The organism is Rhodanobacter sp. UC4443_H10, assembly GCF_052978325.1.
This window is the reverse complement of the sequence record NZ_CM129668.1, coordinates 81,463-106,137: the sequence shown is the minus strand read 5'-3', so window position 1 is coordinate 106,137 and position 24,675 is coordinate 81,463. Positions and strand designations below refer to the sequence as shown.

Annotated in this window: 12 protein-coding genes; 2 read left to right on the top strand and 10 right to left on the bottom strand. The window is 68.1% G+C overall.

Annotated elements, in window-relative coordinates:
- Position 1: 1 nt before the first annotated feature.
- From ACVCMB_RS00475 to dapD, 3 genes are all read right to left on the bottom strand, one after another.
- Positions 2-493: a DUF2165 family protein gene (locus tag ACVCMB_RS00475; RefSeq protein ID WP_447099475.1), complete on the bottom strand. Its 492-nt coding sequence runs from the start codon at positions 491-493 to the stop codon at positions 2-4.
- A 7-nt stretch (positions 494-500) separates the two neighbouring features.
- Complete coding sequence (locus tag ACVCMB_RS00470) at positions 501-854, bottom strand: Spx/MgsR family RNA polymerase-binding regulatory protein (RefSeq protein ID WP_395117336.1); 354 nt, start codon at positions 852-854, stop codon at positions 501-503.
- Between the two features lie 101 nt (positions 855-955).
- Entirely contained in the window at positions 956-1,912 is a 957-nt protein-coding gene (gene dapD, locus ACVCMB_RS00465; RefSeq protein ID WP_447105833.1) for a 2,3,4,5-tetrahydropyridine-2,6-dicarboxylate N-succinyltransferase, read from the bottom strand.
- Positions 1,913-1,940: 28 nt separating this feature from the next.
- Here dapD and ACVCMB_RS00460 point away from each other — a divergent pair, with 28 nt between their 5' ends.
- The gene (locus ACVCMB_RS00460; RefSeq protein WP_447100678.1) at positions 1,941-2,495 is read left to right on the top strand and encodes an NADPH-dependent FMN reductase; all 555 of its coding nucleotides are present in this window, start codon (positions 1,941-1,943) and stop codon (positions 2,493-2,495) included.
- An 89-nt stretch (positions 2,496-2,584) separates the two neighbouring features.
- Positions 2,585-3,619 (top strand): type VI secretion system protein TssA, encoded by a 1,035-nt coding sequence (gene tssA / locus ACVCMB_RS00455; RefSeq protein ID WP_447105832.1) that lies wholly within the window; start codon positions 2,585-2,587, stop codon positions 3,617-3,619.
- A 39-nt stretch (positions 3,620-3,658) separates the two neighbouring features.
- Here the strand turns inward: tssA and ACVCMB_RS00450 are convergent, their stop codons facing one another.
- From ACVCMB_RS00450 to tagF, 7 genes are all read right to left on the bottom strand, one after another.
- Entirely contained in the window at positions 3,659-4,804 is a 1,146-nt protein-coding gene (locus ACVCMB_RS00450) for a hypothetical protein (protein ID WP_447105831.1), read from the bottom strand.
- Entirely contained in the window at positions 4,783-15,591 is a 10,809-nt protein-coding gene (locus tag ACVCMB_RS00445) for a filamentous hemagglutinin N-terminal domain-containing protein (RefSeq protein ID WP_447105830.1), read from the bottom strand. Before ACVCMB_RS00445 ends, ACVCMB_RS00450 begins: the two co-directional genes overlap by 22 nt.
- Before the next feature lie 14 nt (positions 15,592-15,605).
- Positions 15,606-17,375: a ShlB/FhaC/HecB family hemolysin secretion/activation protein gene (locus ACVCMB_RS00440; RefSeq protein ID WP_447107195.1), complete on the bottom strand. Its 1,770-nt coding sequence runs from the start codon at positions 17,373-17,375 to the stop codon at positions 15,606-15,608.
- 244 nt (positions 17,376-17,619) lie between these two features.
- On the bottom strand, positions 17,620-17,991 hold the full coding sequence (locus ACVCMB_RS00435) for a hypothetical protein (protein WP_395117324.1): 372 nt from the start codon (positions 17,989-17,991) through the stop codon (positions 17,620-17,622).
- Entirely contained in the window at positions 17,988-22,388 is a 4,401-nt protein-coding gene (locus ACVCMB_RS00430; protein WP_447105829.1) for a bifunctional serine/threonine-protein kinase/formylglycine-generating enzyme family protein, read from the bottom strand. Before ACVCMB_RS00430 ends, ACVCMB_RS00435 begins: the two co-directional genes overlap by 4 nt.
- Before the next feature lie 16 nt (positions 22,389-22,404).
- A complete protein-coding gene (locus tag ACVCMB_RS00425) occupies positions 22,405-23,121 on the bottom strand; it encodes a PP2C family protein-serine/threonine phosphatase (RefSeq protein WP_395117320.1) in 717 nt (238 codons plus the stop codon).
- Positions 23,118-24,671, bottom strand: coding sequence for a type VI secretion system-associated protein TagF (gene tagF, locus ACVCMB_RS00420; RefSeq protein ID WP_447105828.1), 1,554 nt, complete (start codon positions 24,669-24,671; stop codon positions 23,118-23,120). Before tagF ends, ACVCMB_RS00425 begins: the two co-directional genes overlap by 4 nt.
- Positions 24,672-24,675: the final 4 nt, after the last annotated feature.

Here is a 24,675-nt window from a genome sequence, read left to right as displayed (position 1 = left end):
GTCAATCACCGAGCTCGTCGTCGCGCTGGCCGAGCCAGACCAGCGCCAGCAGCAACACGACGACGAAGCGGAATGCGCTGCCCAGCCCGTTCCACTGCGTGGACATCCACATGCCGAACCATTCGCCGCCGATCGCCATGAAGCCGCCCAGCCACAACAGCACGCCGACGCCCAGGCCGGCCACGGCGAGCTGACCGGCGCACCGGAACGCCGTCGCAGGCGCACGGCGCGCGCGCCACATGCGCCAGGCGCCGGCGCCGCACAGGACGGCGGCCAGTGCTTCGGCGGCGATGATCAGAACGTAGGCGGCATGCTGCAGCAGCGGTGCATGGATCGCGCGGTAGTGGATGGCGGCGTCGGGGAAGATCGAATCCATCGCCAGCACATGCTGCACGAAGACCAGGTTGCTGCCGTAGTCGGTGAGGTTGCCGAACGCGACCAGCGCCAGCCACAGTGCGATCGTCGCCACCAACCCGATCTTCGAAAGCCGCATCGACACGTCAGCGCCCGAACAGCTTCTTGAAGCCGTTGTCGGTGAAGCCCACGCTCACCGTGCCGTCGTCCCGCACCACCACCGGACGGCGGATCAGCGCGGGATATTCCTTCAGCAGCAGTGTCCACTCCGGGTCGCTGCCGGGGTTCTTGCGCTGCGGCAGCAGGTTGCGCCAGGTGGTGGAGGACTTGTTTACCAGCTTCTCCCAGCCGCCGAGCTGCGCCGCCCAGTCCTTCAGCGTCGACGCCGGCAGCGGGTTGGCGCGGTAGTCGACGAAATCATGCGGCACCTCGAAGCGGACCAGCCAGTTGCGCGCCTTGCGGCAGGTGTCGCAAGTGGGCAATCCATAAACAGTCGTCATCCCGATCTTCCTTCCTGTAGGAGCCCGCTCGCGGGCGATGCTCTTGCTTCTGCGAATCCCGAATCCCGATGCCCGCCAGGGCATCGGCCGCGAGTGGGCTCCTATGTGGCAGCTCGCAGGAGGTCGTTGATGCTGGTCTTGCTGCGGGTTTTTTCATCCACCTGCTTGACGATGATGGCGGAGTACAGGCTGTGCGAGCCGTCTTTCGCCGGCAGGCTGCCGGCCACCACCACGCTGCCGGCCGGTACGCGGCCGTAGCTCACCTCGCCGGTCGCGCGGTTGTAGATGCGGGTGGACTGGCCCAGGAAAACCCCCATGCCGATCACGCTGCCCTTCTCCACTACCACGCCCTCGACCACCTCGGAGCGCGCGCCGATGAAGCAGCCGTCCTCGATGATGGTGGGGTTGGCCTGCAACGGCTCCAGCACGCCGCCGATGCCGACGCCGCCGGACAGGTGCACGCCCGCGCCGATCTGCGCGCAGGAACCCACCGTGGCCCAGGTGTCGACCATGGTGCCGGCGCCGACGCAGGCGCCGATGTTGACGTAGCTGGGCATCAGCACCGCATCCTTCGCGATGTGCGCGCCGCGGCGCACCAGCGCGCCGGGCACCACGCGCGCACCGAGCTGCTGCAGTTCGGCGTCATTGCCGTGGGCGAAGCGCAGCGGCACCTTGTCGAACGCCTGCGCCGGGCCGCCGTCGACCACGCGGTTGTCGTTGATGCGGAAGTACAGCAGCACGGCCTTCTTGAGCCACTGGTTCACCGTCCAGCCGCCGTGGCCGTCCGGCTCGGCGACGCGGCGCTCGCCGGATTCGAGCAGGTCGAGCACCTGCCCCACGGCCGGCCGCAGATGGCTTTCGATCTCGGATGGGGTGAGTGCGTGGCGACGCTCGAAGGCGTCGTCGATCAGGGTTTCGATGGATTGCATGGCGATTCGATTCGGTCGATGAAAGGCGGCCGCTGCGGCGAACGGCAAAGAGTACAGGCTGCCAGCGCGGGTGCGGTCGGGTTCATGCGCTTTTAACCCGACGGCGCAGTACATTGGCCGGACGTCCATTCTTCCACATCCCCACGAGGAGCCGAACATGAGCCAGATCAAGATTGCCGTGCTGGTAGGCAGCCTGCGTGCAGATTCGTTCAACCGTCGACTGGCCCGCGCAGTGGAGAAACTGGCACCGGGCGACCTTGCGTTCCGCCACATCCAGATCAACGACCTGCCGCTGTACTCGCAGGATTTCGACGCCGCCTACCCGGCCACCGCCACGCGGCTGAAGAAGGATATCGAAGGGGCGGACGGGCTGCTGTTCGTCACGCCCGAGTACAACCGCTCGATCCCGGGCGTGCTGAAGAACGCGATCGACATCGCCTCGCGCCCCTGGGGCACCAACTCGTTCGCCGGCAAACCGGCGGCGGTGATCGGCACCTCGATCGGCTCGACCGGCACCGCGATGGCGCAGCAGCACCTGCGCAACGTGCTGGCCTATCTGGACGTGCCCACGCTGGCCCAGCCGGAGGTATTCATCCACTTCAAGGAGGACTTGATCGCCGATGACGGCAGCATCGCCAACGACTCCACGCGCAAGTTCCTGCAAGGTTTCGTCGATGATTACGTGGCCTGGATTCGCCGCTTTGCACGTTGATCCCGGCGTCGCCGGCCACCACGCCTGCGACTGGTTTTGCGCCGCCGATGGGCGATAATGGGGGACCATTCGACCACGGGGGGAGATCCATGGCGCGATACAATCTGGAGCCGTTGCTGGCCCCGGTATCCGACGAATCGCCGGCCGGACCGGATCTCGAGTACGACCCGGAGTTTCTCGCCCTGGAGCGCGCCGCCGCGCCCAAGGCCGAGCGCGCCGTGGGCGATGCGGTCAAGGCTGCCGAGGAGCCGGACTGGGAGAAAGTCGTCGAGCTGTCCGAGGCGATCCTGCAACGCTCCAAGGATTTGCGCCCGGCGGTGCACCTGACCACGGCCTGGATGCGCAGCTCCGGCATGCCCGGCTGGAGCGCCGGGCTGGGGCTGATCCGTGGCCTGCTGGAACAATTCTGGGACACCGTGCATCCGCAGCTGGACGCGGAGGACAACAACGACCCGACCATGCGCGTCAACGCGGTGGTGCCGCTGAACGACCTGCAGGGTGTGCTCGGTTATTTCCGCACCACGCCGTTCGTGCAGTCGCCGCGCATGGGCCGTTTCAGCCTGCGCGACCTGCGCATCGCCAACGGCACGCTGAAGGTCACCACGCCCGGCGACGGCCCCGAGCCGAGCATCACCGAGATGGAAGCGTGCTGCATGGATTGCGCGGAGGAGGAGCTGGTCCAGACCACCGCCGCGATCAGCGAGTCACTGGAGCATGCCAAGGCCATCGACGCCCTGTTCAACGACCACGTCGGCACGATGGGTCCGGACTTCAAGAACCTGCTCAGCGACATCTACGAGCTGAAGAAATTCCTCGACCCGCAGCTGGCGCGTCGACTGCCGGCCGAAGTGCAAGGCGAAGGGGCTGGCGAAGGTGGCGCGGAGGGTGGTGCACCGAACGCGGCGCGGGCCTCGGGTCCGATCGCCGGGCCGCAGGACGTGATGCGCCGGCTCGACGAGATCTGCGACTACTACATGCGCTGCGAACCCTCCAGCCCGGTACCGCTGCTGTTGCGGCGCGCACAGCGGCTGGTCGGCATGGATTTCATGGACCTGCTCAGGGATCTCGCGCCGGGCGGCATTTCCGAACTGCGCGTGGTGTCGGGTACGCCGGAAGACGAATAGCCCGCCGCCGGGAACAAGTCCGGCGGGCGCGGCACCTCGTCAGTAAACGCCCTTGCAACTGCTGGCTGCGGGGCGAACCACGAGCTGGTGCACCGAAGGGTCCCAGCTCAGCGACAAGCCGCCCGGAAGCCCGGCCGTGATGCCGGCCGAGGCGATCTGGCTGATCGGCCCCACCGTGCTGCCGTGTCCGTCGCCGAACGTCACCGTCGCACTGATCGCGTAGCTGAGCGGATCGGCGCAACCGTCGACCGTCACGTACTTGGCCACCGTGCCCCGCCCTACACCCTCGGGCATGCTGCCGGTGACCGCCGGCATGGCGCGACCCTGTCCGCCGCCGGGCGCCGGGCAGGTCTGGGTCAGCGCGTAGCTCACCGAGACCTTCGGCGCGGGCGCCACCTCCAGCACGGCCGAGGTGGGCGGCTGCGCCGTGCAGCCCATCAGGAACACCTTGCGCTGCGCCACCACGTTGAGCACGTAGCTGCCCGATGGCAGCGCACCGGCAGGCAATTTCAATTCGATGCGATTGGGCAACACGCCGGTCACCACCGGCTGCACCGCCTGCGGCTTGCCCTGTGCGTCGGTCGCGCTGACCACCGGGCTGGCGCACTGTGCGTCAAGCAGGTTTTCCCCGGTCAGTGCGAACGCTGCCCCGGCGCCGTCGCCATGCAGGACGAACAGCGGGCGTCGATCCAGCGTCTCCACGCCATTGATCACCGGCGGCAATTTCGACCCGCCGGAGGCAGCCGCCTTCAACGCCACGGTGCGGGCCAGTGCAGCCGCCATCGCGGCGACATCCTGGCCCAGGCAGCCCTTGCTGGCCTCCAGGAACGCCTGCGTGCGCTGCACGGCGGCTTCGGCGCGGTAGGCCTGCGCCTTCTCTTCGTTGCCCAGCATGTCGATCGGCTTGGCCAGATCCTTGCCCAGCGCCTTGCGCAAGTCCCGGCCCAGGTCGGCCAGCTTCTGGCTGGTTGCCGCGAGACTGGAGCCAGGCGACCCGGTCGCACGTGCGGCGAGGTCGTGTTGCGCCGTGTCCAGCTGCGTGATGATCAGTTCCCCGGTCAGCCGCGGCGCGATCTGCGGCGCTGCCTGGCCCGCGGCGGGGCCGGTCAGGCCCAGCGCAAGCATCGCCACCGCGATGCCTGCGCCGAGTTTGCCGATGCCGGTCACTGCGGCGCTTTCGGCCATGGCATGACCATGCCCAGTGCGTCCGGGTCCTGGCAGGCGGCCTGGTCCGGCTGATCCGGATCGCAACCGCTCTGCTGGTCGGGCGGCAGGCGCACGCCGGAAGGCACGATGCCGTACGAGCGGTAGTTGGCGGTGATCACGCTCGGGTCGATGTAGGAGTCGCCGTGGTTGCCGTTCTGCGCGCTGCCCGCACCGGAGGCGGTCGGCACGTTGATGGCGAAACCACCGCCCAGCGGCAGCAGGTTGCCGGAGCTGTCCACCGCATAGAAGTAAGCGGGCGGCAGGCCGACGTTGGCGATGTTCTGCAGGCCCGTGCCCACCACGTAGATCGGCTGGGAGCTGGAACCGAGGCGCCCGGTGGAACCCCATACGCCTATGCCGTCATACAGCGGTGTCGTGCCGAGCTGGAACAGGTCGCCATGGGTCACCGACAGGTAGAACGGCGAGGTGCCCGCGTTCACCGTGAAGGCGCTGCCGGCCACCGACGCCAGTGTCAGCGTCTTGTCGTTGGTCATGCTGAAGCCGGCCAGCGAAGTGAAGTTGCCCAGCGTGTCGACCATGTTCTTGTTGGGCGAACCCGCGCTGCCCAGCACGGTCGGACCCACCGCGCTGCCGCTCAGCGTGCCGGCCGTGATGATGCCGCTGGCGCCTTCGCTGATCGCGCCGGCCGAGGTCAGCGTGGTGGCCGTTCCCTTCACCGAGCCGTTGATCGCCAGGTCGCCGCTGGTGGTCTTCAGCGAAGTGCTGGCGCCGCCATCCAGCGGACCGTCGACAGTGAGCGCCTGCGCACTGGTCAGGGCGAAATTGGCTGCCGTGAAGCTGCCCAGCGTGCCGATCTGGTTGGCGCCGTTGAGCGTGGTCGCGCCGACCGAACTGCCGGTCAGGGTGCCGGCCGTGATGACGCCCGCCGCGCCTTCGGTGATCGCGCCGGCCGAGGTGAGCGAGGTGGCCGTTCCCTTCACCGGACCATTGATCGCCAGATCGCCGCTGGTGGTCTTCAGCGAGGTGCTGGCGCCGCCATCCAGCGTGCCGCTGACGGCCAATGTCTGTGCGTTGGTCAAGGCGAAGCCGGCGGCCGTGAAGCCTCCCAGGGTGCCGATGCGGTTGGCGCCGTTGAGCGTGGTGGCACCGGCGGAGCTGCCGGTCAACATGCCGGCGACAATGCTGCCGCCGGCGCCTTCGGTGATTGCGCCAGCAGAGGCCAGCGTCGTGGTCGTGCCCTTCACCGTGCCGTTGATCGCCAGATTGCCGCTGGTGGTCTTCAGCGAAGTACTCGCGCCGCCGTCCACGGAGCCCGTCACCGCCAGCGCCTGCGCGTTGGTCAGCGCGAAGTTCGCCGCCGTGAAGTTGCCCAGCGTGCCGATGTGGTTGGCGCCACCGAGCGCGGTACTGCCGACCGAACTGCCAGTCAACGTGTTCGCATGGATCGCACCAGCCGTCTGGTTGATATTGCGGCCTGCACCCAAGGTAACCGTGTTGCCGGTCAGGGTGCTGGCCAGGATCAGGTCCGAGTTCGCCCCGCTGGCCGTCAGCGTAAGGTCGCCGGCACCACCATTGGCCGACGGTGCATCATTCACCGTCAAGGTCCGGATGGTGTTGAAGGCGAAGTCGCCACCGCTGACGAATGCGCCCAGGGCTGCCACCTGGTTGGCGCCGAGCAGGCTGGTGCTGCCAGCGGAGCTGCCGGTCAAGTTATCGGCGGTGATGACGCCATGGGTGCCTTCGATGATCGCACCGGCCGAGGTCAGCGTGGTGGTGGCGCCGGTCACCGTGCCATTGATGATCAGGTCGCCGGCCGTCGTGGTCAGCGCCACGACCGGGCCACCATCGAGCGGGCCTTCGACGGTCAGCGTCTGACCGTTGGTCAGGCTGAAGTCTGCGCTGAAGCCGCCCAGTATGTTGATGTGGTTGTTGCCATCGAGTGTGGTGTTTCCGATCGAATGACCGGTCAACAGGTTCGCCGTGATGCTGCCGCCGGCGCCTTCGGTGATCGCGCCCGCCGAGACCAGCGTGGTGGTGGCGCCCTTCACCAGACCGTTGATCGCCAGGTCGCCGCTCGTCGTGGTCAACGCCGTGCTGGCCCCCCCGTCGACGGTGCCGCCCACGACCAGGGTCTGCGCGTTGGTCAACGCGAAGCCCGCCGCACTGAAGCTGCCCAAGGTGCCGATGTGGTTTGCGCCGTTGAGCGCAGTCGCACCGATGGATTGACCCCTCAAGGTGCCTGCCGTGATGCTGCCACTGCCGCCTTCGCTGATCCCACCGGCGGAATTCAGCGTTGTCGTGGTGCCGCTCACTGCACCATTGATCGTCAGGTTGCCGGCGGTCGTGGTCAGCGCGGTACCCGCACCGCCACTTACCGGGCCATTCACCGTCAAGGCTTGGGCGTTGATCAACGCGAAGCCCGCCGCACTGAAGCTGCCCAGCGAGCCGATGTGATTGGTCCCGGCAAGGGTCGTCGTACCGGCCGAATGACCGGTCAGCGAAGTGGCCGTGAGGCTGCCGCCTGCGCCTTCGCTGATCGCGCCGGAAGAGGTCAGGCTGACCGCCGTGCCATTGACCGCACCAGCCAGGGTGAGATCGCCCGCACTCACCGTCAGCGCCCCGGTGTTCACCGTGCCAAGGGTCAGTGCATTGAGGTCATTGATCTGGGTGGCACCGCCGGTGAGATTCACCGTGCCGCCGAAGTCGTTGCTGCCGCCTGTCAGGGTGATCGCGTTCGAACCGCCATGGATGGTGCTCGTGCCGATAACGCTCAGCGCACCGCCGGTCTGCAAGACCGCCCCACTGGCGGTGATGTTCAGATCGCCTCCGACCGTGGTCGCGCCCAGGGTTGTGGTGGTTCCGGCGCCCGTCGTGGTGATCGTCAGCCCGTTGCTCGCATTGCCGCTGATGCCGAGGTTCGAACTCGCCGTTACCGCTGAAATTCCGGAGTTTGTACCGCCTACGCCTGTCGAGCCCGCACCGGCAAGGTTCACGTTGACCGCGGTGGTGTAGCCCGAATAGTCCAGGCTTCCGTCGATGCCGGCGTCGAGGCTGCCGGAGATGTCCCCGTCAGCGCCCGAGTGCATGAGGAAGTGGCCGGTGCCGGTGTCGATCAGATTGCCGATGCCGGAGAAGGCGCCTGCCAGATTGGTCGCCGTGCCCTGGTTGTGCCCGGTCAGGCTCCAGGTCTGGTTGCTGGCGGTCAACGTGCCGATACCCGCATCGGCAATGTTCTCGAACGAGGTCCAGCTCACGGTGCCGCTGTTGCCGGCATTGAGGCCGGTCAGATTGTAGGTCTGGCTGCTGCCGCTGATCGTGTCAGAGGCAGAACCGCCCTTCGCCGCGGTGATCCCGCTCCAGCCCCCGGTACCGGTCGCCGTGCCTCCCAGGTCCACATTCACCGCGGTCGTGTACGCACTGTAATCCAATGTGCCTGCGGCAGCGGAAGTCAGCATGCCCGACACGCCCGCACCGTTCGCGAACATGAAGGTGCCGGCACCGCTGTCGCTCAGGTTCCCGAACGACGTCCAGCTCAGCGTGCCGTTGTTGCCGGCGTCTGTGCCGGTCAGGTTGTAGGTCTGGTTGCTGCCGGCAATCGTGGCGCCGGCGCCGCTTCCGGCCAGCGTAGTGAGGTTGAAGCCGCTGTAGTCGATGCCCGAGGCGCTCGACACCTTCGTGCCGAGATCGAAGCTGCCGGTCACCCCGGTCACGCTGCCGCCGGTGCCCGTAACCGTACCGAAACCGCTGTACGCGATGCCGCTAGCTGACGAGATACGCGTGTTGTCGGCGAAGCTGCCGACCACGTTCGCGATCGAGCCGCTGCCACCCACGCTGGTGGCGTTCGCGAAGGCCATGCCCTCGCTGGTCCTGCCGTTGTCGTCGAAGCCCACGGCGCCGGTGACCGTCGTCGTGTCGGCCGCGGTGAAGCCGCTATAGCCGACACCGCCGGCATTGCCCGTCTTGGTGCCGCTCAGGTTGAACGCGGTGCCGCCAAGGTTCGTGATCGCGCCACTGCCCGCCACGCTCGTGGCATTGGCAAAGGTCATGCCGAGACTGCTCTTGGCCGCGCTGTCGAAACCGGCGGCACCGGTGACGGACGTGGTGTCGGCCGCGGTGAAGCCGCTGTAGTTGACGCCACCGGCATTGCCGGTCTTGGTGCCGACCAGATTGAACGCGGTACCCCCAAGGTTCGTGATCGCGCCGCTGCCCGCCACGCTCGTGGCATTGGCAAAGGCGATGCCCAGGCTGCTCCTGGTCGAGCTGTCAAAACCTGCGGCGCCGGTGACGGCCGTGGTGTCGGCCGCGTCGAAGCCGTTGAAGCTGGTGGTGCCTGCCGTACCTGCCATGATGCCGGTCAGGTTGAACGCCGTGCTGCCCAGGTTGGTGATCGCGCCACTGCCCGCCACGCTCGTGGCGTTGGCGAAGGCCATGCCCAGGCTGGTCTTGGCCGTGTAGTCGAAGCCCGCGGCACCGGTGACCGTGGTGGTGTCGGCTGAGGTGAAGCCGTTGTAGTCGATGCCGCCGGCGTTGCCTGCCGTGGTACCAGTCAGGTTGAACGCGGTGCTGCCCAGATTCGTGATCGCGCCACTGCCCGCCACGCTCGTGGCGTTGGCGAAGGTCATGCCGAGACTGCTCCTGGCCGAGCTGTCGAAGCCCACAGCGCCGGTGACCGTCGTCGTGTCGGCCGCGGTGAAGCCGCTATAGCCGACACCGCCGGCATTGCCCGTCTTGGTGCCGCTCAGGTTGAACGCGGTGCCGCCCAGGTTCGTGATCGCGCCACTGCCCGCCACGCTCGTGGCGTTGGCGAAGGTCATGCCGAGGCTGCTCTTGGCCGCGCTGTTGAAACCCGCGGCACCGGTGATGGTCGCCGCGTCGGCGGCCGTGAAGCCGGTGAAGGCAACACCGCCCGCCGAGCCCGCGTTGGCTCCGCTCAGGGCAAAGGTGCTGCTGCCCGTAATCGCCCCATTGCCGTTGCCCGTGACCGCCGTGACGCCCGCCCACGTCCCGCCGATGCCCGTGGTCGCGCCGCTGCCATCGGCCAGGTCGAACGTCACGGCACCGCTGTGGCTGCCGTAGTTCAGCGTCGCCGCCGTCACGTTGCCACTGACGCTGCCGCCGGTGCCGAAGGCCACCGTGCCGCTGGTATCGACGATGTTGCCGAACCCCGTCCAGGTCACGCCACCACTGCTGCCCTGGTCGATGACCGTGTTGTCCAGCGTGTAGGTCTGGCCGCTGCCCGCGATCGTGGCACCGGCCCCGCTGCCGGTCAGCGTGGTGACGCCGAAGCCGCTGTAGTCGAGCGTCGACGCGCTGGACACCTTCGTGCCGAGATTGAAGCTGCCGGTCACGCCGGTCACGCTGCCACCGGTACCCGTCACCGCATCGAAGCCGCTGTAGACGATGCCGCTCGCCGACGAGGTCCCGGTGTTGTCGGCGAAGCTGCCGACCACGTTCGCGATCGTGCCGCTGCCGCCCACGCTGGTGGCGTTGACGAAGGTCATGCCCTGGCTGACCTTGCTGGCATCGTCGAAACCCGCAGCACCGGTGATGGTCGCCGCGTCGGCGGCCGTGAAGCCGGTGAAGGCAACACCGCCCGCCGAGCCCGCGTTGGCTCCGCTCAGGGCAAAGGTGCTGCTGCCCGTAATCGCCCCATTGCCGTTGCCCGTGACCGCCGTGACGCCCGCCCACGTCCCGCCGATGCCCGTGGTCGCGCCGCTGCCATCGGCCAGGTCGAACGTCACGGCACCGCTGTGGCTGCCGTAGTTCAGCGTCGCCGCCGTCACGTTGCCACTGACGCTGCCGCCGGTGCCGAAGGCCACCGTGCCGCTGGTATCGGCGATGTTGCCGAACCCCGTCCAGGTCACGCCACCGCTGCTGCCCTGGTCGATGACCGTGTTGTCCAACGTGTAGGTCTGGCCGCTGCCCGCGATCGTGGCACCGGCCCCGCTGCCGGTCAGCGTGGTGACGCCGAAGCCACTGTAGTCGAGCGTCGACGCGCTGGACACCTTCGTGCCGAGATTGAAGCTGCCGGTCACGCCGGTCACGCTGCCACCGGTGCCCGTCACCGCATCGAAGCCGCTGTAGACGATGCCGCTCGCCGACGAGGTCCCGGTGTTGTCGGCGAAGCTGCCGACCACGTTCGCGATCGTGCCGCTGCCGCCCACGCTGGTGGCGTTGACGAAGGTCATGCCTTCGCTGGTCCTGGTGGCGTCGTTGAAGCCCGCGGCGCCGGTGACCGTCGTCGTGTCGGCCGCGGTGAAGCCGCTATAGCCGACACCGCCGGCATTGCCCGTCTTGGTGCCGCTCAGGTTGAACGCGGTGCCGCCCAGGTTCGTGATCGCGCCACTGCCCGCCACGCTCGTGGCGTTGGCGAAGGTCATGCCGAGGCTGCTCTTGGCCGCGCTGTTGAAACCCGCGACACCGGTGATGGTCGCCGCGTCGGCAGCCGTGAAGCCGGTGAAGGCAACACCGCCCGCCGAGCCCGCGTTGGCTCCGCTCAGGGCAAAGGTGCTGCTGCCCGTAATCGCCCCATTGCCGTTGCCCGTGACCGCCGTGACGCCCGCCCACGTCCCGCCGATGCCCGTGGTCGCGCCGCTGCCATCGGCCAGGTCGAACGTCACGGCACCGCTGTGGCTGCCGTAGTTCAGCGTCGCCGCCGTCACGTTGCCACTGACGCTGCCGCCGGTGCCGAAGGCCACCGTGCCGCTGGTATCGGCGATGTTGCCGAACCCCGTCCAGGTCACGCCACCGCTGCTGCCCTGGTCGATGACCGTGTTGTCCAGCGTGTAGGTCTGGCCGCTGCCCGCGATCGTGGCACCGGCCCCGCTGCCGGTCAGCGTGGTGACGCCGAAGCCGCTGTAGTCGAGCGTCGACGCGCTGGACACCTTCGTACCGAGATTGAAGCTGCCGGTCACGCCGGTCACGCTGCCACCGGTGCCCGTCACCGCATCGAAGCCGCTGTAGACGATGCCGCTCGCCGACGAGGTCCCGGTGTTGTCGGCGAAGCTGCCGACCACGTTCGCGATCGTGCCGCTGCCGCCCACGCTGGTGGCGTTGACGAAGGTCATGCCCTGGCTGACCTTGCTGGCATCGTCGAAACCCGCAGCACCGGTGACCGCCGTGGCGTCGGCCGCGATGAAACCCGTGAAGCTGATCCCGCCGGAGGTGCCCTGGTTGGCGCCGACAAGCGCAAACGGTGACCCACCGATGCCTGTAATCGATCCGGTGCCGGCGATGCTTCCAGTACCGCTTGGCGCAGATCCGCTGAACGCCACGTTGCCGAGTCCGGCAAGCGCTCCATTGAGCGTTATGGACGTCCCTGAAGTTGCCGACAGGTCGCCGGCAACCGAACCATGGCCCAGGTCAAGCGCCCCGCCACTGCTGACCGTCAGGCTGCCTGTTTGCAAGGTACCCAGCGCCAGCGCGTTGGCATCGGTGATCTGCGTGGTGCCGCCGGTCAGGCTCACCGCACCGATGAAGTCGTTGAGCGAGGTCAGCGTGATCGCGTTGCTGCCGGCGTTGAAAGTCGATGTTCCGTTGACCGTGTAGAAACCGGCTCCCTGCGTGATCCCTCCGGCCGTGGTGGTGACCGACAACGGGCCGTTGACGGTCAGGTCGACCGCGCTGAACGTGCCGCTGTTCGTCGTCAGGCTGGTCAGTGCCGTCGTTGCGCCGACCGCGCCGCCGAAGCTGGCGGCGCCGCCGGTGTTCACCGCCAGCGTGTGCGCGCCATTCACCGTGGAGCCGAAGCCGATCGTGCCACTGCCACTGCTGGCCAGCGTTGCATTGGCACCCAGCGTCACCGAGCCGTTGTAGGCCTGGTCGCCGCTGGTGCTCACGCTGGCGGTATTGAGATTCGTCGTGCCGCTTACCTGCAGCACGCCCACACCAGCCACCGCCCCTGCCAGCACCGCATTGCCGGTCACCGTCAGGTTGTTGCCGGCACCTGTCACGGCCGCCAGGCTGATCGTCGTTCCAGTCAGCATGACATTGGAACCGAGCGTCAGCGCGTCGCCCCAGCTCTGCATGCCGCTGGTGGCGACATTGCCACTCAACGTGGTGCTGCCGGCGGCATCCGTGATCAGGCTGGTCAACGCCGTCGTGCCGCCGACCGCAGCGTCGAACCTGGTGATTCCGCTGGCGTTCACGGTCAACGCATGCGTGCCGTCGACAGTCGAGGCAAAGGTGATGTCGCTGCCGCTCAACACGCGGTCGCCGCCCAACACCAATGCCGTGTTGTAGGTTTGTGATCCGCTGGTCGTCACGTTGCCGACAAGCGTGAGCGCAGCGGCATTGGTCAGACTGAAGCTTGAGGCGGTGAAACTTCCGAGATTGCCGATCTGGTTGGCCTCTCCCAACGTGGTGGCACCGGCCGAGCTGCCAGTCAGGGTGCCGACCGTGATGGTGGCTCCCCCCACTTGCGAGATGGTCCCTCCGGTATTCAGCGAGAGGGTGGTGGCGTGGGCCGGAGCGATGGCCGCCGTGATACCCAGGTCACCGCTGTTGGCGTCACCGATCACGATCGTGTTGGCGGTGATCTGATCCAGTTCGGCACTCGTCACGCCAAGCTGGGGATCTGCGGGAAACGGAGCGTCGGGGCCCAGCGAAATGAGCCGTCCCGCCGTAGCCTGCCGGATGGCCACGATACCGGCGGTGCCGGCATTGATGGTTCCGAGTATGTCGGCGTTGTCTGCAACCAGGCTGACGTTTGCGCCGGTAGCGACACCATTGGTGGTATCCACTGCGACGCCCGTGCCGATGTTGATGCGCGCGCCGCCGCCGGCGGCTCCGAGCGTCACCGCACCACCGGCGGTGACGATGCCCGAACCCACCACGCCCAGATCGCTCGTGGTGGTGGTGATGCCGACGTTGCCGCTGCCGGCGGTACCGCTGACATTCACGCCATTGGCGTCAACGATGTTGACCGCGCCGGTACCCTTCGCGCTGAACACGATGCTGTCGACGTCCGTCTGGATGGCGCCCGATGCGCCGATCGCGCCATTGGTGCCGCCCGCCGTGAGAGTCAGGGCGCTGCCGGAAATCGTGCCCGCAGTGCGCGAGATGCTGCCTGCAGTCGCAGTCAGCGTGGCCGTACCACCGCCCAGCGAGATGTCGTTGTTGAGCGAAATGTTGCGGCCGGCGAGCAACGACAGGTTCAGCACGTCGCCGCCAAGCACCGAATCGAATATCTTGTTGTTGATGACGATGTCGTTCGCCGCATTGAACGTGAGCGAGTTGGTTCCCTTGCCGTTGTAGTCGAGGTCGGCATTGAGGGTGATGTCGCCAGCTTCGGAATTGGCGCCCCCCGTACCCGTCGTGACCGTGACGCTGGCGCCACCGGTCAAGGCGGCGGTGATCAGGTCGACGCCGAGCGACGCTCCGTCGTTGGTCGACACAAAGGGGTTGGTGGCATTGATCTTGGTGTTGCCACCGCCTGCGACGATCGTGATGTTGTTCGGATCGATCAGCCAGTTGCCGCCCAACCCGTCGGCGCTGCGCGCGAAGACCTGCGGCGTACCGGTGATGGTGAGCGCGCCGTGGCTCGACGTCTCGACGAAACCGCCGTTGCCGCCGTCAATGCCGCCACGCGCGGACAAGCCGCCGGCGATGACCGAGTTGTCGCGCGAGAACACGGCGATGCTGCCGCCGTCGCCCTTGCCGGTTGCATCGGCGTTGAGCGACGCATCCGGCCCGATGTACGTGCGCGCGGCCACGGCGAGGCCTTCGCCTCCACGGACGCCGCCACCGACGCGAATGGCTCCGCCACCCAGGCGACCTGAAGCATCCACCGTGCCGCCGGTGACCATCACGTCATGGTCCGACAGCAATTCGATGCGCCCGCCATGGTCACCCGTGGCGGTGACACTGCCGCTGCTCTGCACATTGCCGCCGTTGCCCACCAGCCGCACCACGCCGCCGTCGGTGCTGATGCCGCTGGCGTCGATCACGCCGGAGTTGTTGACCAGGTTGGTGAACAGATCCTTGGCTGCCGAGGCCTGCAGCACCACGGTGCCTCCTTCGGCCTTGAGGGTGCCGGAGTTGCTGACTGCCGCTTCCTTGTCGTCCAGGCGCTGCTTCAGTTCGCCGGTGATCTGGATGTTGATCAGGCCGTTGCCGTCGAAGTCGAGTACGGCGTGTTCGGCGCCGTCGAGGTTGATGCTGCCGTAGTTGGCCAGGATCACGCCGTCGTTGGCCACGCTGCCGCCGACCAGTGCGACGGAGCCGCCGCTGGCGGCCTGAATCAAACCGTGGTTGACGATGCCCGCGCCCGCGCCGACCGCGTTGAGGCTGTAGTTGCCGGCAAGGAAATCCTTCGGGGTGAGGTCCAGCGTGCTGGCCATCAGGCCGCCGACATTCATCTGTGCCGTGGCGCCGAAGATGATGCCGTGGGTGTTGATCAGGAAGACCTGACCGTTGGAGTTGATCTTGCCGAAGATCTGGCTGGGGTTCTGATCGAGGATGCGGTTGAGCGCCACCGCCGAGCGCCCGGGCTGGTTGAACAGCACCGATTCGTTGGCCTTGAGGTTGAATGTCTCCCAGTTCAGCGCCAGTCGCTGCGAGATCTGGTTGATCACCGTCTCGTTGCCGTTCTGGGTGATGCTGCCGGTGCCGCCGACCACCGTGCCGCCGGTGGGGCCGCCGGCGAAGGCGTCAGGACTGACGGCGATCGAGCCGATCGCGAGCCCGATGCACAAGCTGATCGGCCAGGTCCTGTGCAGCGGCAGGCTGCCGGAGGGCAAGCGTGCGATCCGATCCACGGAAGCGCCGTTGCGCGATTCACGCCGGGTGCTGATGTGCTTGCTCATGTCGTCGTCATCCCTCAGAACGTGAAGCTGAAGCGGGTATAGATGTGGAAACCCTTGCCGTTGGACGCGTTCTGCGAACTGGTGGTCTTGGCCGCGTCGAAGTGCAGCTCGAATTGCTTGAATCGCGGCAGGCGGAAGATGAAGCCCGCACCGGCGCCGCTCAGCTCCGCGCTGTCCGGCGTGGTCATGCGGTTGGCGCCGGCCGAGTAGCCCCTGGCGTAGTCGTAGAACACCTCGAACTCCAGCAGCTCGCGCCACGGCCTGCCGTAGAACGGCGACACCTTGTCGCCGAAACCGGGAGCATCGACGTGGTATTCCAGCGCGGTGTAGAAGCCGCGGTCGCGCAGTGCGTCGGCGATCGGATAGGAGCGCACGCTGTCCGGGCCGCCCATCGCGAACTGCTCCAGCGGCACCAGCGCGTCGCGGGTGTACTGGCTGATGAACTTGAAGTTCAGGCGCTGCGACTTGGTCAGGAACTGCAACCGGGTGTAGGAGAGCTTCGCGACGAGGAAGCTGCGGTCATGCTGCGGGCTGATCAGGTCGGGCTCGCGCGAATCGTCCCTGATCGACTTGCGCAGGGCCACCTGCATGATGTCCACGCCGTGGAAGCGGCGATCGGTATGCAGCATGCCCCAGGTGGCTTCCGCCACCGTGAACTTCTCGTCGGACAGGTGGAAGCCCAGGCTGTCGAGCTGGGAGCGTTCCCTCAGCAGGTGCAGGGTGGCCACGTGCTGCAGGTCGTCACGATTGATGTACTTCCAGTCGAGGCCGCCGTAGTAGAGCGAGCTGGGGCCTTTCACGTCGAGCGCGGCAAAGGTGCCGGTATTGATCTGCAGCTCGTTGCGCGAGGCGCCGACCACCGCCGACAACCCCGGCGTGCTCGTGAACGGCACCCGGTAGGTCAGCGCACCGTAGATGTTGTCGTTGGGGTCGAGCGCGTAATCGACGTTGGCCGTGAAGGTGTCGCCCAGGTGCAGCGGATTGGCCCATTCCACGCCGGCCTGCACGCGGTACTTGCCGGTCAGGTCGGTGCCGTAGTTGTTGGCGCCGAGAGTGAACTGAACCGGCCGCTTCTCGTGGGCGATCATGATCAGGTCGGTGTCGCCGGTCTGCTCGCCGGGCTGGAAGGTCGAGGCCACGGTGACGCCGGGAAGGTCGCGCGCATAAAGCAAGGCGGAATCGACGTCGCTCTTCAGCAGGGGCTTGCCGCGCAATTCCTGCGCCGCCGCCGAGATCACGTCCGGCCGATAGCGCTTGGTGCCCTTGACGATGATCTTGCCGATCTGCCCTTCCAGCACCTGGATGCCGACGACCTGGTCGGAGCCGATGGTCTGCGCCGGCAGGAACGCGTTGGAGACGATGAAGCCGGCGGTGCGATAACGCTCGGTGATCTTGTCGGCGACGCCCTGCATCTGGGCGAAGCTCAACTCGGCCGTGCCCGCGCCTGCGGCCAGCTCGCGGAACTGCGCATCGGCCAGTGCCTGGATGCTGGCCGGCGTGATGCCGAGTTGCGCATGGCTGCCGACGCCGCTGACGCGAAAGCCGCGTACCGCGACCGTCTGCACGGCCGCCGCATCGCGATCGCGTACCGGCGGAACGACGCCGCCCGGCGGCGGCGATGGCGTCGCCTGCGCGGGAGTCGAAGTGGGTGCGGGTGAAGACTGACCTGGCGCAGCCGTTGCTGCTTCCTGGGCGTGAACCACGCCGCCGGTGAATGCCAAGGCCGATGTCAACGCTGCGGCGAGACGGACAATTCGCACGATACACTCCCCCGGCTGCATCATCTTTCCATTGACGGCGCGCCTGGACATCGAAGGCGCGCCAGCTGCGAAATCGAAGCCCCCCACGGATCGGGCAATTGCTGCCCCCGGGCTTGGATCGTCCGATCAGGATACACCCTCGTCGCGCTGCGGAACCAGTCACCGCAGGCCTGCACGCGACGGTTTGGCGAGCGATTTTTCCGCCCTCCGTCCCGCCCTCGTGACGCGCCGCAGCAGCCGATGCCGGAACCGGCAAGCCCGGCGCAAGCTAGCCGCGCAACAACCAGTAGGCGAGCGCACCCAACGCGATGACGAGCAGCAGCACGCCGCCCGCCACCGACTTCCAGCGCGTGGCCGGTCGCATCGCCAGCAGGCTGGTCAGGGCATGGCTGGCCGAGTCGGCGGAGGCATCGTCACGCGGCGCCGCCGGCGCCCTGCGCGGTCGCGGAGTGGTGGTGGCCGTCGGCGGCACCAGGGTGTTGCGGGCGGTGACCACCGCACTGGGGTCGTACAGGCTTTCCAGCAATCGCCGGCGACGCGCGCGATACTCGGCGCGGGTGATCCGGCCAAGCCGATGGGCGTCGTCGAGCACACGCAGATCCTGGTTCACGGCACGCCCGCGTTCAGCGAAATCGATCATTTCACCTCCCTGAGGATGCGGAAGCCGACGTCGCGCTGCGGCGAGCCGCCATCGCTGCGCTGGGTGCCCACGCTGCAATCGGACCAATAGCTGGTGTAGCTGCCGCCGCGCACGGCCACGCTGCCACCGCTGACGACCCACTCCCAGGCGTTGCCGGTCATGTTGACCAGACCCCAGGGATTGCGCGAACGCCCGCGGGCGGAAACCAGCGCGCCACTGCCGTCGCCGCCGCCAGCCGAAGGCGGCACGCAGTTGCTGTCCTCGGCCTGCTTGAAGCGGCCGCCGGCGCTGGCGGCATTGAGCCATTCGGCATCCGTCGGCAGGCGATAGCTGAAGCCGCTGACATCGCTGAGCCACCGCGCATAAGCCTGCGCCTGGCTGAGCGGGATGTTGGTGATCGGCGCATTGCCGAGATCCGGATCGCTGACCGACTTGGCTGCGCACTTGCCGGATGCGCGGCAGAACGCGTTGAACTCGTTGATCGATACCTCCGCACGCGACATCGCATACGGCCGTCCACCGCCCGCGCCAGGCACCACCACCATGAAGGGGCCATACGACGTCCCGAAGCTGTCGCGGCAGAACTTGCCGGTCCCGGCCATCCCGGCTTTGGCGCACGGATCGGGGCCGCTTGGCCCGCTCGGCACATTGGCGACCTTGCCCGGCTGCGCCGGTGTCGGTGCGCCGGGCCGGGGGACCGGCACGGGCCGCCCCGGCAGGGCGCCCTGCTCCGTGGCCGGCGTCGACTCAACGGGCGTGGCGGGTGCGGGTGCCGGCGCCGGTGCGGCCGCGGCACTCGGCTTGACCCGGTCGAGTTGCTCCTCCAGCGTCTTGCCGGTCAGCTGGCCACGAATGCGCATGTCCGACTCGAGCGCGGCCAGCGCCTTCGGATCGTTGCGCCGCACGCTCGCCAGCTGCTGCTTCAACCGTGCGTAATCGGCCGTGCTGGTCGGCTGCCGGGCCGCGGCCATGATCGCTGCCACCACGTCGTAGCGTGCCTTCGCGCCACGCAACTGGGCATTGCCGCCGAGCACCTGCAGGCCTTGGCCAAGCACCTCGGCGGCCTTTTCGTAGCGCCCCTTCTGGAACGTTTCCTGGCCCAGGCCGAGATAGGCATCGGCCAGCAGCTTCGGACCCTCGTTCTGCAGGAACGGGTTGTCCGGCTGCAGCGCCTTGATCCGCGCCAGCGACTGACTCGCCTTGCCGACGTCCGCCGCGGCCGCCGCGCTGCGCATCGACTCGATGCGCGACTTCACTTCCGCATCCGCGCTGTCGCGCGCCGCCTTGGCCTGGAGGTCGGCCTGCAGCGCATCCAGCTTGGCACTCTCGGCCAGCAAGCGTGGCGACTGCGGCACATACTTCAGCCCGAAGTCCACCGCCAGGCGCGCCTGCGGCAGATGCTGCGGATCAGCCTGCGAGGCGGCCACGTCGGCAATCGAGGTGGCCAACGCACCGACCGTGCGGGTGGTTTCCGGCGAGGTATCGCCCTTGAGTGAGGCCATCGCGCTGGCCACGGCCTGCTGCCAGTCGGGCGTGAGCAACGGCTTGGCGGCGAGCCCGGCCAGGGTGGCGCGAGCAGCGGCAATGGCTTGCACCTGCTGTTGCTGCTGGCGCGCCTGCGCGGCGCTGCGGGCCGCACCGACCTCGGCCAGCACGGTGGCGTAGCCGGCTTCGGCCGGGTCCATTCGCTGACCGGCCTGGACGATGCGCTGGGCTTCATCGAGATCGCCAGCGGCGATCCGCTCGCGCGCCAGCTTGATCAGGCTGGCATCGACGTTGCCGCGCACCTCGGCATAAGCCGGTGCGCCGACACCCATTTGCTCGCGCGCGGTACCCAGCGCGCTGCTGACGTCCTGCAACCACACGGCCGTGCCCAGCGGCTTGGCCAGCAGGTCGTCGACGCGGCGCTTGGCCAGCGCATTGCGTTGGGCTTCGCTGGCGGCCTTCTGCGCCAGCTGGTTCTGCTGTTCCAGCAGTTTCTGGCGAGTCGAGGACAGATCGGCATCGCCGGGAAACAGGTTGACGCCGAAGCCCGCGATGGCGATGGCGCCGTCCAGATCGCCAGCGCCCTGGCGTTCGGCGGCCTGGGCGGCCAGCGCCTGCTTGAGGCGCTCCGCCTGCGCCGGCAGGCGGGCGTCGTCGGCCAGCAGCTTGGCGGCGCCCTGGTAGGCGGTGGCGGCGCGGTTGCGCCAGTCGTCGCTGTTGTCGGGATGATCGAGCAGGCCACTGAGCGAGAGCAGGCTCTGCTCGCGCTGCTGCTGCAACTGCGCGGCCTGCTGTTGCGCCAGTTGCTGCGCGGCGAGCGCCTTGCCCAGCTCATCCAGTTGCGCGCCGCGCTGCTTGATCCGCGTGGAATCGGGGAACAGACGACTGGCCAGCTTGAATTCGGTCGCGGCCTGGTCGACCTGCCCGGCATCCAGCGACTTGCCGATCGCCGCGTCGTACTTGAGTTCCAGCTCGGTGTTCTTCAGCAGCGCGCTGGTCGGGTCGATGGCGCGGATCTTGTCCAGCGTGGCGACCACGTTGTCCGGCTGGTTCTCGAAGATCGCCCCGGCACCGATCTGCTGGCTGAGTTGCGTGTCGAGCGCGTTGAGCAGGTCGTTGCGCTGCTTCTCGATCTCGCTACGCTTGATGTCCAGCGCGGGCGAATACAGTTTCAGGTCGTCGCGCAGCGTGAACACCTTCTGCGTACCGGCGTAGTCGTAGCGACCCTCGGTCGGGTTCCAGTACGCGTCGATCCGACTGAGCAGGAACTTCTGGATCAGGTCGCTCTGGTCGACCACGATGCGCTTGCGGTCGTCGTCGCTGAGCGTGTCCAGTGCCTGCAGCGCCTGCGACTCGCTGGCGTAGCGATCCGGCCGGGTCAACGTGAAACGCTGGATCACTTCGTTGACGTGATGGTCGTGGCGCCAGGTGACCCAGCCCCACACGCCGCCGGCGACGATCAGCACCGCCGGCACGCCGTAGATCAGGAACGGCAGCGCCCGCTCGCGCAAGCCCACGTCGCGCAGGCCGTCCACCAGCTCGGTGGCGCTCTTCAGGCGGTCCTCGGCGCGGAACGCCACGCTGGCGCACAGCGTCTTGTACTGCTGCTTGGTCAGGCCCTTCACCGGCGGCGGCTTGCGCCCTTCGCGCATCGCCACCTCGGCACTGACCTTGCCGTAGGGATGGGTGCCGGTGAGCAGTTCGAACGCCACGCAGCCGAGCGCGTAGACATCGTCGCTGGGTACCGGGTCCTTGCCCTGGATCATCTCCAGGCTGGCGTAGGCCGGGGTCAGCGCGCCGAGCGTGCCGGCGTCGAACACGGTCTGCTCGCCCACCGCATCGCCCATGTGCTTGCCGGCGCGGGCGATGCCGAAGTCGAACACCTTGGGCACGCCCTCGCGGGTGACCATCACGTTGGCGGGCTTGAAATCCGAATGCACCACGCCGGCCGCATGCGCGCGACTGAGCGCGCGGGCCATGCCTTCGATCAGCGGGCGCGCCTGCTCCAGCGGCATGCCGTTGTAGGCCTTTTCGCGGATCAGTTGCTTGAGGTCGGAGCCATCGACGTACTCCATCGTCATGAAGACGATGGTGCGATCCTTGTCGAAATCGTAGACGCGCACGATGTTGTCGTGCGCCAGCTGCTGCGAGCGGCGCGACTCGCGCTGCAGCGAGATCAGCGAATCGGGGTGACGGCGGAACTCGTCGTTCAGCACCTTGACCGCGACGTACGGATCGCGATCGCGCGCCTCCACCTTGCGTTCGTCGCGCGCCTTGTACACCACGCCCATGCCGCCGCGACCGATCTCGCGTTCGAGATAGAAGCGACCCTTGAGCAGCGAGCCGACCGCGACGAAATCGGCGGCCTCCGCATCGCCGATGTGCTGCCAACTGGACTGGCTGCCCATGCTGGAGCTGGTGCCGGTCATGCCCTGACGCGTGCCCTGGGTGCCGGTGTGGCTGGTGATCTGTCCCTCGCGCGGCGGCAGCGGCGCGCTGGACACCGGTTTGACGATGGTGGCCTCGTCGGTCGGCGGCTGCGGTGGCCGCGAGGCCGGCTTGACCACGGTAGCCTCGTCCAGCGGCGGCGCCGGCGGGCGCGAGGGCGGCGCCACGCGGGTGGCCTCGTCGTCCGCGGACGGCGGTGGCGGTCGCCGGGTGGTCGGCTTGACCATGGTGACGTCTTCGTCCGGGCTCGCCGGGCCCGGCTGCAATGTCGCCAGTTTGGCCAGCAAGGCCTTGGCGATCAGCGGATCGATCCGGCCCGCCGCCTGCTCCTGGCCGATCCATTCGACGCCGGCACGATGCTCGTCGGCGGACAACGACGGCAGCGCGCCCAGCGCTTCGAACAGCGCGGGCAGCTTGATTTTTTCGGCCTGGTAGGCGCTGACCAGTTCGGCAATGGAATTCATGGATTGGTTGCTGTCTTCATGCTTGCAGGCCGACGACGACGGCCGAAATGTTGTCGCGCCCGGCGCGGCCCATGGCCAGCTCGAACAGGCTCTCGACCAGATCCTGGGGCTGCGGATGCACGCGGCACTGTTCGTGAAGCTCGCTGTCGGACATCTCCTTGTTGATGCCATCGGAGCAAAGCACGAACGTGGTGCCGGGCTGGCTCCCCGCCACCACCCAGTCGACGAACAACTGGTCCTCGGCGCCCACGGCGCGGGTCAGCACGCCCGAACCGGCAGCCGGCGGCGGTGCGGCACCAAAATGAGTGACGTCGACGTCGCCGCCATGTACGTGGTCGCGGGTGATCTGGCGCAGGCGGTCGTTCTCGTAGCAGTAGGCGCGGCTGTCGCCGACCCAGCCGCACAGCGTGAAATCGGTGTCGCGCACCAGCACCACCACGGTCGAGCCGATCAGGTCGACGCCGCGTGAGGCCGCGGTCTGCAGCAGCTCCGCATTGATCCCGACCAGCGTGTCCTCGATCGACTCGATGAAATCGAACACGCTGCCGGCACGCGGCAACGCGCCGAGGCGTTCGACGATCATGTTGCTGGCGTAGTCGCCGGCAGCGTGCCCGCCCAACCCGTCGGCCACCACCCACAGGCCGACTTCATCACGCACCAGGATCGCGTCCTCATTGTGCTTGCGCACCTTGCCGGTCACCGTGCGGCCGGCGGAAACATAACGGGTGGTCATGCGTGCACCTCAATGACCGCCAACGGCCAGTGGTCGGGACTGGCGCCCAGTCCGGCAGCCGCCGCGATGCGTGCGCGCGCCTCGCTGCAGGTGCCTGCGGCCAGGCTGCGCGCCAGCAAGTCCGGCGGCAGCTGCAGCAAGGGGTGCGAGGCCATCAGCAGCAGCCGGTCGCCGGCCTGCAGCGCGCAACTGACTTCGCCGCAAGTCGGCTGCGCGGTCGCGCCCAGGCCGGGCGCAGCCAGCGACACGGGACTGAACAGCAGGTCGTCGAGGTCGTCGCTGCTGTTGCTCGCGCTGGCGGCCGGTGGCGCATCGCTGCGCGCGAAGAACGGTTGCAGCCGGCCGTGCCGCCAATGCCAGCCTGCCGCCGCGCCGATACGCAGCAATGCGGCCTGGCCGTCGGCCACGTGCGCGGCGATCACCGCGCAATCCTCCGGCACCGGGTCGACGAGATCCTCGCCGAACTGCCGCAGTTGCGGGTTCAACGCCATGATGCGCGTGCGCAGCACCTGCATGCCGCCGATCAGTTCGGCGCCGAGCATGTCGCCGGCAATCGCCGCCACTGCCGCCACGGCCTGCTGGCGCGGATCGGCCACGCCGACCTCGGCGGCGACCAGGCTCAGGCCGACCTCCGGCCGTTGCAGCACGGCGAGGGCGGCGACCGGCGTGTTCGCTGCCGCGGCGACATCCGCCGCGAGGGTCACGTCGCCGAGCGGCATGGCCGTGGATGCGGCGGGCGAGCTGCCGCCCAGGTCGGCAAGCAGGTCGAGATCGTCCGGCAGCCAGGAGTTGATGGAGGCCACCGGTGGTGGCGCGGTTGCGCGCGGAGTTGCAAGCTCGAAGCTGCCCAGCGTCTGCCACGCGGCCGTGCCCTGCCCGGCGTCGAGCAAGCCGGCGTAAGCCTCGGCGCCCGGCAAGCCATCGGTCGCCAGCACACTGGCCGGGACGCGCCCCGCGCCATCGGTCCACCACAGGCACCAGCGCCCGGGAAAGGCGCCGAGGCGCTTCCACAGATCAGCCAAGGCTGTCGCGCCGCCATGCGCGGGCAACGGCAGGCGCCAGTGGCTGGCCGCTGTCCAGTCCACCTCACGCCACGGATCGGGCCGCGTCTGGCCGGCATCGAGCGGGCTGCCCAAGGCCGCGACCTGCGCGTCGAAGTCGTCCACGCCGATGCCCGCATCGGCCTGCGCCGCGCGGTGCAACTGCTCGGCGCGTTCGAACCATTCCGCGCCATCGCCGATGGCTGCAGCAACGTCGGAGAGCGGCGCAGCGATCACCATCGGAAAACAGCGACCCACGCGATCGGCGCCCGGCCCCATGACGCCGACCCACGCCGCCTCGCCGCATACGCCCGGCGCGAGTGCGAAACGCCACGCCGGGCTGGCGTGGAACGCCTCGTGCCAGGTATCGCCCAACGCGTCGCGGCTGTGCGCCACGGCTGTCTCGAAGTGCCGGTCCCAGGCATCGACGAAGCTGGCCGGCAGCCGTCGCTGCACGAAGTCTCCCGCGCAGGGCAGCTTGCCGAAGAAGCCTGCGGCCGCGGACGGCACGCGC